We start from the raw sequence: 14,307 nt of genomic DNA on the forward strand, positions 1-14,307 counted from the left end.
CATGGCAGCTAGCCCGTTGCGCACCGTCGGCGCCGCCGCACTCGCGGTCGGTGCCGTCGGCGCGGCAACCCTCGCTTACGCGTCGCTGATCGAGCGCACGCAGTTCACGCTGCGCGAGTTCACGGTGCCGGCGCTGCCGGTGGGCGCAGAGCCCATCCGGGTGCTGCACCTCTCCGACCTGCACATGGCGCCGTGGCAGCGTGAGAAGCAGCTGTGGGTCGCCCAACTCGCGCAACTGCAGCCCGATCTGATCGTCGACACCGGCGACAACCTCGGCCACGAGGACGGGCTGAGTGGCATCCGCGCGGCCCTCGAGCCGTTCCGTGGCACGCCCGGCGTCTACGTGTGGGGCTCGAACGACTACTTCGGGCCGTCGCCGAAGAATCCGCTCAAGTACTTCACCGGCCCAAGCCGCCTACATCCCGCGCCCCGCAAGCTCGACATCGGCGGGCTGGGCCGGTACCTGGACGAGCTCGGTCTCACCGACCTCAACAACACGGCCGCCGCGCTCGAGATCAAGGGCACGCGGCTCGAGTTCTTCGGCGTCGACGACCCGCATCGCAAGTACGACCGGCTTGATGCGATGACGGATGCTGTGGCCGGCCTGGCTCGTGCAGAAGAGGGTCTCGATACGGTCGCAGAGCGACCTACTCGACCAGCCGCCGACGGCACCGTCCGCATCGGCGTCGCCCACGCCCCTTACCAGCGCGTGCTCAATGAGTTCGTCGACCAGGGCGCGCGCATGATCTTCGCCGGGCACACGCACGGCGGCCAGGTGTGCGTGCCGGGATTCGGCGCCCTCGTCACCAACTGCGACATCCCGCGGAAGCAGGTGAAGGGTCTGAGCATGTGGCGGCACGCGTTGCGCTCCGCCTATCTGCACGTCAGCGCGGGGCTCGGCACCTCGATCTACGCGCCCGTGCGGTTCGCGTGCAGGCCAGAGGCCAGCCTCATCACTCTGGTACCCGAAGGCCACGCATCCGTCTAGCCCCTAGGCCGCTCTAGGGAACCTTTGATGCGCCCGGGCTAGCCTGAAAGCGTGTCATTGTCTGGGTCGGAGCCGGGTCGTCGGAGCAGGCTGTTCAAGGCCCTGAGCGCATTCCTCGGAATGAGCGTGATCGCAGGTGTTCTCGTCGGCATCCTGGCGGCGCCCGCGGCGATCGCCGGAACCACCGTGACGAAGTCGGGCATCGACTCGTTCAACGCGCTGCCCGATTATCTGAAGATCGACCCGCCCGACCAGTACACGACGTTCTACGCGACGCAGGGCGGGAAGCCCGTCAAGATCGCGCAGTTCTACTTCCAGAACCGCATCGACGTGCCGTGGGACAAAGTGTCGCAGTCCGTGAAGGACGCCGCCGTGGCCACCGAGGATCCGCGCTTCTACACCGAGGGCGGCATCGACGTGCTCGGCATCCTGCGCGGTGCGGCGAGCACCGTGTCTGGCAACGGCACCCAGGGTGGATCGTCGATCACCCAGCAGTACGTGAAGAACGTGCTCGTGCAGCGCTGCGAGGCCGACAACCCGGTCGACGGGAACGCGACTGCGAAGGTGCAGGCCGCGCAGCGAAAGGCACTGAAGGAGTGCTACGACAACGCCGCCGGCATCTCGGTTCCCCGCAAGATCCAAGAGATCCGCTACGCCACCGGCGTCTCGAAGCAGTACACGAAGCAGCAGATCCTGCTCGGGTACCTGAACCTCGTCGGCTTCGGCGGCCAGGTCTACGGCGTCGAGGCGGCGGCCAACTACTACTTCAACACCACCGCCGCGAAACTCGACCTCAACCAGTCAGCGACCCTCGTCGCGATCCTGAACAACCCGGCGAATCTGCGCATCGACCTGAACGAGAAGCAGAACCCGGGCAACAACCCCAAGAACGGCTTCCAGGCCACCAAGGACCGCCGCGACTACGTGCTCGACCGCATGGCGAAGAACGGCAAGATCACGCAGAAGCAGGCCGACGAGACCAAGAAGCAGCCGATCACGCCGCACATCACGCCGACGCCTTCCGGCTGCACCACGGCGCAGCAGTTCGACGCGGGCTTCTTCTGCGACTACGTGCAAGACGTCATCCTGAACGACACGACCTTCGGCAAGACGGCCGCCGACCGCGAGCGGTTCTTCCGCCAGGGCGGCATCAACGTCTACACGACGCTGAACCTCGACCTGCAGAACACGGCGCAGCAGTCGATGGACGCCTACATCCCGCACTCCGACCCCAACTACAAGCTCGGCGCCGCCCAGACCTCGATGGAGGTGGGCACGGGCCGCGTCGTCACCATGGTCCAGAACAAGACGTACACCGACGGAGCGACGAGCGACCCGGGCGCGACTGCCGTCAATTACACAACTCCCTATCAATACGGAAGCTCAGGCGGGTTCCAGATGGGCTCGAGCTTCAAGCCGTTCGTGCTGGCCGAATGGCTTGAGCAAGGACACACGCTCTCCGAGGGCATCAACGGCTCGAGCACGTGGTTCAACGATGCCGAATTCCACACGAAGTGCGGCTCTGACGAGCCGTACGGCAGCGCGAGCAATCGCTGGCAGATCTACAACGACTCCTCCTGGGAGAACGGGTACCACTCGGTGCTGAGCGGCACGACCGAGTCGATCAACACGATCTACATGGGCATGGCCAAGCAGCTCAACCTCTGCGAGGTCGGCAAGCTCGCGAACAAGATGGGCGTCAACACGTCGAACCCGAAGGTGCAGTGGAAGTCGGTGCCGGGAAGCGCGATCGGTACGGGCAACTACGTGTCGCCCCTGCAGGTGGCGCAGGCGTACGCCGCCTTCGCCAACAACGGCATCAGCTGCACCCCGGTCGTGATCAACAAGATCACCCGCACGGACACCAACAAGAGCATCGCGGTGCCGAAGACGACCTGCACGCAGGCGATCCCGGCAGATGTCGCGGCCACCGTTCTCTACGCGCTGCAAACCGTCATGAGGGGCGGCGGCACCGGCGCGGCCGCCAACCCGTACGACGGCATCCCGCTCGCGGGCAAGACCGGCACCGCGGGCGCGAAGGGCAACGCGGGCACCGAGAACTGGCTCGCGACGACGACCTCGAAGGTCGCCCAGGTGACCTGGGTCGGCGACATCGATGACCACTTCGGCCTGCGCAACACGACCTTCACGGATTCCCAGACGGGCCGGGTCGTGGTCGGCAGCGACGCCAAGCTGTACATCGCCAAGCCGATCATCGCGGCGCTCAACTCGACCTACGGCGGAGACGACTTCCCCACTGCACCGTCGAGCATGGTGTACGGCAAGTACTACCAGGCACCGACCACTCCGGCGACGCCGAACACCCAGCCGACGCAGCCGGCGCAGCAACCGACCCAGCCGGCAAAGCAGCCGACGCAGCCAGCGCAGCAGCCGACCCAACCGGCGCAGCAACCCACGCAGCCGACGCTGCCCACCGTCCCGCCGTCGGCCGGCCCGTAGACCACGACGGTTCGAACCCCGGTCACGAATCAGGTAGACTGGCTGAGGCCTTCGGGCGACTCGGGGTGTGGCGCAGTTTGGTAGCGCGCTTCGTTCGGGACGAAGAGGTCGTGGGTTCAAATCCCGCTACCCCGACAAAATTTGCACAACACGGCGGAAGCCCCCTCTGCGGAGGGGGCTTCTTCCGTCCCCGGCGCTCGGCCCAGGCATCCAGTTGCCTCGATGCAACAAAAGCCCCTGATGACGGCGCACGAAATACGGCCGTGCGTGGTGCATTGCAACCCCGCACGCACTAGGTTCGTGCCATGGCACGGCCGAAGTCCTCCCGAGCGCAGCTGCTTGACACGATCTTCGAAGAGATCAACGTCGTCACCCGACGCGGAACGGCCCGAGCGCGGCGGCTGGCCGCACCGCTCAGCTACGTCGAGCACTCGCTGCTGCAGTTCATCGGGGCGACGAAGGGGTGCCGCGCGACGGACATCGCCGCTTCCTTCCACCTGAACCGCTCGACCGTCTCGCGCCAGGTCGCCTCGCTGCTCGAGCACGGGCTCGTCGAATACGCGGCGCGCAATCAGGACTCGCACCACCGCGGGCGCGAGCTGCAGCTGACGGATGCCGGCAAGAGCCGCCTCACCTCGGCCCGCGGCGAGCAGCGCAAGGCGTCATTCGAGCGGCTCGCCGACTGGACCGACGACGAGCTCGCGACGTTCGCCGAGCTGCTCGACCGCTACAACTCGAAGGAACCTCGCGTTTAGCGCATCCGAGCGTCACGAAGCCGCCTGACAGGGGTCTTAACCAATAGCGGGCCAACGCCCGCTCTCTCCTCAACCCGATTCGGAGAGGAGCCCCCACCGGTCACGCGGTGGGGGCTCGCGCTGCCGCGACAGCGACGACAGTCAGTGAGTCGCCGGGCCTTCGCTGGAAGTCGCGGAATCGACCAGCGAACGCACGATCTCGAGTGAGCGCTTGCGCCCCTCGAGCGTGGCCCCCGAGGGCTGCAGCATCAGTTCATCGACGCCTGTCGACTCGAGCAGGGACTCGAGCTGAGCGCGCACCACCTCGGGCGTGCCGATCGCCTGGCGTGCGTTGCGGTGAGCGATGAACTCCTCTTCGAGCGGCGAGAACTCGTAGGCAAGCGCCTCGTCGATCGAGATGGGCGAGGGCTTCTGGCCCTGCCGCATGCGAATGAAGGTGATCGCGCCTGGCAGCATCTCGCGGCGAACGGCTTCGGCCGTGTCGTCCGAGATGACCGAGACGGCGACCATCGAGTGCGGCGCCTCCAGGAATCCGCCCTCGCGGAAGGAATCGCGGTAGATCTCGAGCGCGCGCTCCGTGTTCTCTCCCGAGAAGTGGTGGGCGAACGCGAAGGGCAGGCCGAGCGTTCCCGCGAGCTCCGCCGAGAACCCCGACGAGCCGAGCAGCCAGATCTCGGGGGCGTCACCGAGCCCGGGAACGGCCAGCAGCTGCGCCATGGGGTTGTTCGGCGACATGCCGTGGAAGAACCCGATCAGATCCATCAGCTCGCGCGGGAACGCGGAGGCGTCGAGCCCCTCCTGCGTGCGCCGCAGCGCGAACGCCGTCACGCCGTCGGTGCCGGGGGCACGCCCGATGCCGAGGTCGATGCGGTCGCCGTAGAGTGCCCGCAGGGTGCCGAACTGCTCTGCGACGACCAGCGGCGAGTGGTTCGGCAGCATGACGCCGCCCGAGCCGACGCGCAGCCGAGACGTCGCGGCCGCGACCGCCCCGATGAGGATCGCCGGCGACGAGGACGCGATGCCCGGCATGCCGTGGTGCTCGGCGAACCAGTACCGCCCGTAGCCGAGGGCCTCCGCATGCTTCGCGAGCTCGATCGAGCCGGCGACGGCGTCGGCGTTGGTCTGCCCGAACCCGCGCCAGGCGAGGTCGAGCACATTCAGGGGCACATCAGCGAGCGCAGTCATCTTTCACGACAACACCCGCAGGGGGCGACGGATTCCTGGCGCCGCCGCCCCGAGAAGAAATCAGCGGGTGCGCCTGCGCACGCGCGACAGGACCCACAGCACGATGCCCGCAGCGATCGCCGCTCCCGCACCCCACAGCACACCCATGTCGATCGTGGTGCCGGTGCGTGCAAGCGACGAGGGATCTGCCGGATCGGCCGCGACGGCCGCCGCCGACTTCGCCGGGATCACCGTGACGACGCCGTACGAGACACGGTCGGTGCCGGGCTGCGAGACGGTGACGTCGTACACGCCGTGCGTGTCGGCGCCGAAGTCGAGCTTCACCACTGCGCCTCCCCCATGGCAGTCGCTCGTCAGAGCGCCCGTGAGCTGCGAGGCGGCGAAGGTGGCGAGAGTGGGCGACGGCGACTCGCTCGTCACGCTCACCTGCAGCGCCGCGCAGGGGTCGAAGGTCTCATTCGGGATCGTGTGCCTGACTGAGGTCTGCGGCACGATCGTGCGCGCCCAGCTGTCGGGCCTGTGCGGGGTGTACGCCGGGGTTGCTGATGCACTCAGCGGAGCGGCGATCGCGAGAAGCGTCGCGGCAGCGGCGCCGGCGAGCACTTTGGCAAGAAATGACATTCGGGTCTCATCTCTGCGTTGTTGAAGATATCTCACTTGTGAAGATATCTCACTTTAGCTGTGCGCAGACAGGTTCGGACTCCCCCGAACAAGGGGCCGCTCGACGCTCGTGGAAGGACCCGTTACGGACGGACCATGAGACGCGTGGTCAGCGCGTGCGACGACGCGCAGAGGCGATGAGCACGGCGATGATGCCGATGAGCACGAGGATGCCCGGCGAGCCATACGATCCACATCGCGATGTTCGACCCGGTGAGCGCCAGCGGGCCCGTGGCGGCCGCCGGCAACGTTACGGACCCCGAAACGCTGTGCCCGTCCGGTGTCGAGAGCGACACGTTGTAGACGCCGGATGCCTCGCGCGGGAACACCAGCGTGAAAGTGACCGCGCCCGAGGCATCCGTGGTGCCCACCTCGAGATCGGCGGTCTCTGCACGCACCCCGGCGCGGAAGTCGGCGACCGTGGGGGCGGCCCCGCGGCCGGTGATGAGCGCGGTGGCCGGCTGCTTCGCGCCGAGGCCGCCGACGGTGATCGTATTCGCGCCGACGTGGCCGGTCACCGCGAAGGTGCCGGTCGTGGCCGGAGGATACGACGCGGCCTGCGCCGCCGACGAGGCGCCCACGGCGAGCGCCGCCGCCGCCGCGAGCCCAACGATGGCGGCGAGCGCTTTCGCCAGCATCCGCCTCACTTCAGCACCTGCCCGCAGGTGAAGGTGCCCTTGGAGATCGAGACGCGGTTGACCTGAGGCGTGACGTCCGCTGCGATGCGGCCGCTCTTGCCCTTCTTCGGGTTGTAGACGAGCCGCACCGTCGAGCTCTGCCCCGGCTTCAGATCGACGACGTACTGCGCAGCGCTGCGGTCGCCGTCTTTGACGAACTTCACCGGCTCGGCGGAGCCATCGGAGTCGAGTGCGCTGCCGAACTCGGTGTCGGGCGTGCCGTAGGCGGTGACCTGGGTGCGAATCGTGCCGACGGCGACCCCGAACTCTCCCCCACCGCTCACGTAGGCGGGCAACTTCGCCGCCTGCGCGGCGGTGATCCCGTTGGTTAGAGTGACCTGCACGACATACAGCGGCCCGACCTTCGAACACACCGGCTGGCCGAGCTCGACCTTGGTGTGCAGGTAGTAGTCCATCTTCGAGCCGGTGCCGTCGGCGAGGTAGACGCCGAAGCGCTGCTCGCCGGGCGCCGACTTGGCGGGGCCGCCGGAGAGCGTGGTGTCGGCGAGCTCCGCGCGCTCCTTCGCGTCGGCGCTCCACACGTTGAGGCGCCGCTCATCGCCGATGCGCGCGAAGGCGCTCAGCATCGCGGACGGCGAGAAGTCGCCCCTCGCGAGCTTGGTGAAGATCGTGGCGGATGCCGCGTCGAAGAAGGCGTCTTGCTGGGCAGGCGCGCTGAAGCGCGCGTAGACGTCGGAGAGCAGTGCCTTGACGACGTTGTTCGAGCTGAGCTCGGTCTGCTCGGGCGTTCCGGCGCCGACGGTCACCGGGCCGGTGGCCGCGAGGATGTACTTGAGCGCGACCGGGTCGAGGCTGATGACGCCGCTCACGGACTGGCCGAAGCGCTGCTTCCACATGGCGGCGGCGAGCTGCGCGGACTGGTCGAAGCGCGGCGTCAGCGTCACGTCCTGCATGTATTCGCCGGTGATCTCGCCGAAGAGCTGGTTCGTCGGGTCGGCGAGCTTGGTCACGGGGGCGTTGTACGGGCCGAAGCTGCTGCCCGAATACTGGTCGTCGAAGGTGATCTTGCCGTGGTCGGCCGTGACGTGCACGACCGATCCGGGGATGCCGCCTGAGGAGCGCAGCTCGGCGTTGTTGAGCACGAGCACGAGGTAGGTGCGCGGTCCCGAGTCGCCCAGCATGCCGGGCAGCAGCGTGGCCGCCCTGCTCGCGGCATCCGTGAAGGTCGAGATCTCGGTGATCTTCGACTTGTAGTCGTTGACGGCGCTCGCGAGCGGGCCGATGACGCCCGCGGTGGAGACACCCCGAGACAGCCGCTCGCCTGACTGCATGGCCGCGTCGGCCTTCGCGAGCGCCGGCGCCGCGGAGGCGAGCGGCGCGACGTCGATGGCGCCGCCCTTGACCTTGAAGGTGTCTGCGCTGAGCTTTCCGGCGAGCCCGGCGATCGAGCTCAAGCCGTGGTCGGTGATGGATGCCGCGCTGGCGGATACTCCGCCGAGAGCGGTGAGGTTCGGGCCGATGCCCGGAACATGCGCGACGAGGTTCCAGACGGGGTCGGAGGTCAGGCTGTGCGCCTTGTCTGCGTGAGAGCGCAGCTGGGTGATCGCGCTCGCGGCGCCTGTGGTGTCGCCGCTCATGACGGAGGACTGCACGCGGCTCGCGACAGGCAGCGCCTGGCGCAGCTCGTTCGCTGCGAGCATTCCCCTCACCCCCACCCACGCGGCGACAGCGATGATGACGAGGAGCACGGCGGCGATCAGCCACGCGATCCACGACCGGCGCCCGCGCCCGCGGCGCGTCAGACGGTCGGCAGCGGCTGACGACATGCGCTCCATCTAAGCAGAGGCCTTTTCCGGCCAGGCTGTACGTTCCCGCAGTGTGACGGGGGCCGCCCTGAACCAGGACGACCCCCGTCAACCGGAGGACGCTATGCCTTGGCTCGATCCTTGCGGCGGGTGACCGACCGCATCGTCACGAAGCCGGCGCCGAGGGCCAGCAGGCCGACGGCACCCCAGACGGTAGCCAGCGAGATGTACGAACCGGTCGACGCGAGCGAGCTCGGGTCGGCGGCCGTCACCGAAGAAGCACCCTTGGTGGTAGCAGCGCTCTTCGCAGCGTCAGCAGGAACCGAGACGGTCTGCGTCACGGAGGTGCCGGAGCTGTCGGTCACGGTGGCGTTCAGCTTCTGGCCCGCGAGGTTCTGAGACCCGCTTGCCTTCAGCTGAGCGGTCAGCGACCCGTCAGCAGCCGCGGTTCCGAGGTTGATGCTGCCCGACTCATCGGCAGTGAACGTGCCGAAGAACGAGAAGCCCCCGAAACCGGTGATGGTGATGTGGACGATCTCGCCCGGGTGGAACGTGTGAGCCGGGAAGAAGAACGGGAACCACCAGAATCCGCCCCACCAGAAGGGGTGCGGGTGATGGTGGTGCGGCTTCGGCGGCTTCGTCGGCGGGTATGCCGGCTTGGTCGGCTTCGGGTGGTGGTTGTACCCCACCGCCTTGCCGTGATCCTTGCCCTGACCACTGTCGTGGTGAGAGAGGGCCACGGGGGCCGAGTTGACAGTCACGGAGCTGGTGGTTGCGACCGGAGTCGCGCTCGCTGCGAGCGGAACGCCCAGTGCGAGAGCGGTTCCCACCGCGAGGGCCAGCGCCGTTTTTGTGATCTTGTGCATCGTGTGTCCTATCCGCAGGTCGGTGTGGATTTGGGCAATGCGTTGGCGTGGGTTTTCGTTCTGGTCCCACTAGCGGACCTTCCCGGAGGTCGGTCCGGACTCAAGCCACGTTATCTATGAATCGGATAAACGCAAGGCTTGTTTACTTGATTTTCATATCCCTCGGATGGGGGACATGGCTTCCGTGCCCTGGTGAGCGCGGAACCACTCGACGGTGGAGCGGATGCCGTCCGGGAGGCCGATTCGGGCCCTCCAGCCGGCGTCTGCGAGCTTGGATACGTCGAGCAGCTTCTGAGGCGTCCCGTCAGGCTTCGACGCGTCCCACAGGGTGTCGCCGTCGAACCCGACAGCCGCCGCGACGATCTCGGCGAGCTCGCGGATCGTGACGTCGGTGCCTGTGCCGACGTTGACCTGCTGCGGCCCGTCGTAGTTCTCGAGGAGGTGCAGGCAGGCATCCGCCATGTCATCGACATGCAGGAATTCGCGACGCGGCGATCCGGTGCCCCAGTTGGTGACGTGGGATGCCCCGGCCGCACGCGCCTCGTCGTAGCGGCGGATCAGCGCCGGCAGTACATGAGAGCCCTGCGGCGAGAAGTTGTCGCCGGGGCCGTAGAGGTTCGTCGGCATCGCGGAGATCCACGGCAGGCCGTATTCGCGACGGATCGCCTGCACCTGCATGATGCCGGCGATCTTCGCGATCGCGTACGCATCGTTGGTCTCTTCCAGCGGGCCGGTCAGGAGCGCGTCCTCGGTGATCGGCTGGGGCGCGAGCCTCGGGTAGATGCACGAGGAACCGAGGAACAGCAGCCGCTCGACCCGCGTGGCGAGCGCCGCGTCCATCACGTTGACCTGGATCTGCAGGTTTTCACTCAGGAACTCCTGCGGGTAGGTGCTGTTGGCGAGGATGCCGCCGACCTTCGCCGCCGCCACGGCCACGTAGCGCGGCCGCGTCTCGGCGAAGAAGTCGAACACCGCCGCCCGGTCTGTGAGGTCGAGCTCGGCAGACGGCAGGCCGACGAGGCCGCGGAAGCCCGCCCGCTCGAGTCTGCGCCAGATCGCCGAGCCGACCAGGCCCCGGTGGCCCGCGACATAGAACGTCTCGTCGCGGTCGAGGGGGCCGGGCCGGAAGTCGTCGAGGGTCACGCCGGCACCGCCGCCTTCGTGCCCCAGCTGCCCAGGCGCACGGTGTCGATCCACGGCCGCCCCTCGCAGGCGAGCTCTTCTATGTCCGCGTCGACCATGAGGCGCGCGAGTGCCATGGGGTCGACCTCCGGCACCCAGCCGAGCTTGTCGCGGGCCTTGGAGGCATCGCCGATCAGAGCGTCGACCTCTGCCGGCCGCAGGTAGCGCTCGTCGAAGCGCACGTGCTCGCGCCAGTCCAGCCCGGCGTGCGCGAAGGAGGTCTCGACGAAGTCCCGCACGGTGTAGCCGGTGCCCGTCGCGAGGACGTAGTCGTCGGGCTCGTCGGCTTGAAGCATCCGCCACATGCCCTCGACATACTCGGCCGCGTAACCCCAGTCGCGCACCGCGTCCAGATTTCCGAGGTAGACGTGCTTCTGCTTGCCGGCCTTGATGGCCGCGACGGCTCGGGTGACCTTGCGCGTCAGGAACGTCTCGCCTCGCCGCGGCGACTCGTGATTGAAGAGGATGCCGTTGACGGCGAACATGTCGTACGCCTCGCGGTAGTTCTTCGTGATCCAGTACGAGTAGACCTTCGCCGCGCCATAGGGCGAGCGGGGGTGGAAGGCCGTCGTCTCGCTCTGCGGCGGCGGCGTCGCACCGAACATCTCCGAAGACGACGCCTGGTAGAACCGCGTCGTGATGCCCGACATGCGCACCGCCTCGAGCATGCGCACCGAGCCGACGCCGGTGGTGTCGCCCGTGTGCTCCGGCTCGTCGAAGCTGACGCGCACGTGCGACTGCGCCGCGAGGTTGTAGACCTCGTCGGGCTGCAGGTGCGCGAGCAGACTCACGAGCCGGGCGCCATCGCTCAGGTCGCCGTAGTGCAGGAAGAGCTTCGCCCCGGGCTCGTGCGGGTCGACATAGAGGTGGTCGATGCGCGAGGTGTTGAAGGTCGAGGCGCGACGGATGAGCCCGTGCACCTCGTAGCCCTTCGACAGCAGCAGCTCGGCGAGATAGGAGCCGTCTTGGCCGGTGATGCCCGTGATGAAAGCACGCTTTGCACTCATGCTGAGGTCCCTTTCAGTGCGTGGTTGTCGACGAGTTGCTGCAGCCACTGCTCGTAGCTGTCGATCGCGGCGTCTTCGGCGAGGTAGGCGTCGCGGAACTTGCGCCCGGCCATGCCGAGCCGGGCCCGTAGTGCCGAGTCGGCGCCGAGCCGGGTGACCGCCTCGAACAGCGCGGCCGGGTCGCCGGGGTCGACGCGCACGCCGCCCCCGGAGACGTCCACTTCCGCGGCGCTGATGCTTGCGGCATCCGTCGCAGCCACAACGGGAAGCCCCGTGCTGAAATACGTCGTCAGCTTGCTCGGCACCGCCATCTCGGCGACCCCGGGCTTCTCATTGAGCAGCAGGATGTCGGCGCTGTTCAGCGCCTCTTCGAACTCGCCGTCGGGCAGCGAGTCGAGGAACTGCACATTGCTGAGACCTGCGGCCAGCTCGACGAGCCGCTCCTTCTGGCTGCCGCCGCCCGTGAACACGACGCGCACCGGGTACTGCGTCGCCTCGGCGATGCGCGCCATCTCGACGATGTTCTCGAGGCCCTGCTTCACGCCCATGTTGCCGGTGTGCATGAGCACGAGCTCGTCGGGCGACCAGCCGAGGCGCAGCCGCACGGCCTGGCGGTCGATCGCGCGGTCGACGGCGCCCACCGAGGTCCAGTTCCTGATCACGCCGACGCGGCCCGGCTCGACGCGCAGCTTGTCGACGACCTGATCGCGGAAGCGCGAGTGGATGAGTGCGACGCCGTCTGCCGCGCCGAGGGTGGCCGACTCGACGCGGGAGAGCGCCTGCACCGCTGCGCCCGTGCCGCCCTGAGTCTCGGCCGCGCCGAGGCTGTAGAGATCCTGCACCCACACCACGGTGGCGGCGCGGCGGGTGAAGAGCCGCGCCCGCAGCAGTACCAGCGAGCAGGCGAACAGCGCCGGCGAGGGCAGCACGACGACGTCGGGCCGGCCCCACGAGGTGAGCAGCGCGCGAACCCCGAAGGTGAGCTCGCTGATCGCCCGAGGGATCCAGCTGGGGCGCTTCGGCACGTAGTGCCGCAGCCGGCGCACCGGCACGTCGTCGACGAGCTCGTCGCGGCGCCATTGGCCGTAGCCCTCGTGGATGCTCCACTCGGGGTAGTGCGGGTGGGTGGTGATCACCTGAACCCGGTGGCCACGCTTGTGCAGCCCCTGCGCAAGAGAGGACGTGTATCTCGCGATACCCGTGCGCTCCGGCGCGTAGTTCAACGAAATGATCGCCACACGGAGCGGTTGGTCGGTCACCGCAAACCTCCTAGGTCGGTAGGAAGGTCTCCTTGTGTCGTGTGGGCAATGTAACAAGATTCGTACCCCCCGTATAGGGGTAGAGCGAAAAGCAACACGTCGTTTACACGCCGTCTTCGCGCCGCTAATAGGCGGCCTCAGCCTCGTCTGCCGCGGCTTCGCGCGCCGGCGCGCGCCGACCATCATGGCCGGCTTCGACGGGCGCTGCGGATGCCTCGGCCGCACGCAGCTCGCGTGAGGCGTCACGCTGCCGGGAGTTCAGGAAGTGCCGCTCGACGAGGAAGAACATGAGCCAGCTGACGCCCAGCGCGAGCGGCACGGCGACGAAGGTCAGCACGAGGTAGTTCGCGACGAGCGGCAGATCCAGCGGCAGCAGCACGAGGTTCGCCAGGCCGATCAGCGGGCTGTGCACGAGGTAGATGCTGTACGACGTCAGGCCGAGGAAGAGCATCGGCCGCGAGCCGAAGAAGCCCGTCACGATGTTGCGGCGACCGGCGATGGCGAGGCGGCCCAGCGCGACGAGGGCGGCCGCGGTCAGGCATCCCATCACCAGCTCGATCAACCAGCCGTGCTCGCGGACGACGGGCAGCGCGCGATACGCGACCGCGACGACGACGAGTCCCGCGGCGAGCGCGGCGGGCTCGATCCAGCGCCTGCTCGGCACGACGAACGTGAGGCGTGCGGCGAGCATGCCGATCGCGAACAGTCCGAGCAGCCACGGGTGGGCGAAGGTGGCGACGCCGAAGAGAGCGGGAACGATGCTTGCAGCGACCGTGATGCCGACGGCGACCCAGGCGCCGCAGAACCGCCACAGCAACAGGATGAGCGGCATCAGGAAGTAGATCTGGAACTCGACGGCCACCGACCACATGGGGCCGTTGATCTGCTCGATCCAGTCGTGGTTCAGATCCTGCAGCATGAACAGGTGGCTCGCGACCCCGCCGAACGTCACGGGAATCTTGGAGTCCCACTGGGTGTCGTGCGGCGCGCGCATCAGCGGGATGGCGGCGATCAGCACGACCGTGAAGGCGAGGGCGGCGTAGTACGGCGGCAGAATGCGCTTGGCGCGCCGGAAGATGTAGCTCCCGAAGCCCCTCGAGTACCAGCTGGAGCCGTTGCGGGCCATCGGCAGCATGAGCACGTAGCCGGACAGCACGATGAATACCGGCACGCCGAGGTAGCCGTGGCCGATGATCAGGCGCGGGATCGCGAGGTCTGAGCTCGCGACCGCCTGACCGCTGAGGCCGGTGAAGAGCCACGCGTGATAGAGCACCACGACGACGGCCGCGAGGCCGCGGATTCCGTCGAGGTAGGGGAACTCGATGCGTGTGCCTGCTCGCGCAGGCGCGGACGTAGACATAGAGGGCATCACCGCCGTGGGAAGAGTTGGTCGGAACTCATCCCCCGTTCGGGGGCGTAGCGGCCATGCTACGGAGGACACCTGACAATCGGTAGCCCAGGTTTTACATTCGCAGGGTGTCCCCCGTTTACGGGACATGGGT

Annotated in this window: 12 protein-coding genes and 1 tRNA gene; 4 read left to right on the top strand and 9 right to left on the bottom strand. The window is 67.8% G+C overall.

Features of this window, described 5'->3' with window-relative positions:
- The first annotated feature begins 1 nt into the window (after nt 1).
- The 4 genes from ABD736_RS15220 (at nt 2) to ABD736_RS15235 (ending at nt 4,203) form a co-directional block, all read left to right on the top strand.
- A complete protein-coding gene (locus ABD736_RS15220) occupies nt 2–988 on the top strand; it encodes a metallophosphoesterase (RefSeq protein ID WP_344792723.1) in 987 nt (328 codons plus the stop codon).
- A gap of 120 nt (nt 989–1,108) precedes the next feature.
- Entirely contained in the window at nt 1,109–3,448 is a 2,340-nt protein-coding gene (locus ABD736_RS15225) for a transglycosylase domain-containing protein (RefSeq protein ID WP_344792724.1), read from the top strand.
- A gap of 61 nt (nt 3,449–3,509) precedes the next feature.
- Nucleotides 3,510–3,583, top strand: a tRNA-Pro gene (locus ABD736_RS15230).
- Nucleotides 3,584–3,753: 170 nt separating this feature from the next.
- Entirely contained in the window at nt 3,754–4,203 is a 450-nt protein-coding gene (locus tag ABD736_RS15235) for a MarR family winged helix-turn-helix transcriptional regulator (protein WP_344792725.1), read from the top strand.
- 141 nt (nt 4,204–4,344) lie between these two features.
- Here the strand turns inward: ABD736_RS15235 and ABD736_RS15240 are convergent, their stop codons facing one another.
- The 9 genes from ABD736_RS15240 to ABD736_RS15280 form a co-directional block, all read right to left on the bottom strand.
- On the bottom strand, nt 4,345–5,388 hold the full coding sequence (locus tag ABD736_RS15240) for an LLM class flavin-dependent oxidoreductase (protein ID WP_344792726.1): 1,044 nt from the start codon (nt 5,386–5,388) through the stop codon (nt 4,345–4,347).
- A gap of 60 nt (nt 5,389–5,448) precedes the next feature.
- A complete protein-coding gene (locus tag ABD736_RS15245; protein WP_344792727.1) occupies nt 5,449–6,009 on the bottom strand; it encodes a hypothetical protein in 561 nt (186 codons plus the stop codon).
- Between the two features lie 122 nt (nt 6,010–6,131).
- Nucleotides 6,132–6,686, bottom strand: a complete 555-nt coding sequence (locus ABD736_RS15250) for a hypothetical protein (protein ID WP_344792728.1) — start codon at nt 6,684–6,686, stop codon at nt 6,132–6,134.
- Nucleotides 6,687–6,691: 5 nt separating this feature from the next.
- Entirely contained in the window at nt 6,692–8,512 is a 1,821-nt protein-coding gene (locus ABD736_RS15255; RefSeq protein ID WP_344792729.1) for a DUF4012 domain-containing protein, read from the bottom strand.
- A 101-nt stretch (nt 8,513–8,613) separates the two neighbouring features.
- The gene (locus ABD736_RS15260; RefSeq protein WP_344792730.1) at nt 8,614–9,357 is read right to left on the bottom strand and encodes a hypothetical protein; all 744 of its coding nucleotides are present in this window, start codon (nt 9,355–9,357) and stop codon (nt 8,614–8,616) included.
- Between the two features lie 153 nt (nt 9,358–9,510).
- Nucleotides 9,511–10,500 (bottom strand): GDP-L-fucose synthase family protein, encoded by a 990-nt coding sequence (locus tag ABD736_RS15265; RefSeq protein WP_344792731.1) that lies wholly within the window; start codon nt 10,498–10,500, stop codon nt 9,511–9,513.
- Nucleotides 10,497–11,546, bottom strand: a complete 1,050-nt coding sequence (gmd, locus tag ABD736_RS15270) for a GDP-mannose 4,6-dehydratase (RefSeq protein ID WP_344792732.1) — start codon at nt 11,544–11,546, stop codon at nt 10,497–10,499. Before gmd ends, ABD736_RS15265 begins: the two co-directional genes overlap by 4 nt.
- Nucleotides 11,543–12,805 carry a glycosyltransferase family 4 protein gene (locus ABD736_RS15275; protein ID WP_344792733.1) on the bottom strand — a complete coding sequence of 421 codons (1,263 nt, stop codon included), beginning with the start codon at nt 12,803–12,805 and terminating at the stop codon, nt 11,543–11,545. Before ABD736_RS15275 ends, gmd begins: the two co-directional genes overlap by 4 nt.
- A 124-nt stretch (nt 12,806–12,929) precedes the next feature.
- Nucleotides 12,930–14,165: an acyltransferase family protein gene (locus ABD736_RS15280; RefSeq protein WP_344792734.1), complete on the bottom strand. Its 1,236-nt coding sequence runs from the start codon at nt 14,163–14,165 to the stop codon at nt 12,930–12,932.
- Nucleotides 14,166–14,307 lie beyond the last annotated feature (142 nt).

Source organism: Gryllotalpicola daejeonensis (assembly GCF_039538145.1).
GTDB classification, from domain to species: domain Bacteria; phylum Actinomycetota; class Actinomycetes; order Actinomycetales; family Microbacteriaceae; genus Gryllotalpicola; species Gryllotalpicola daejeonensis.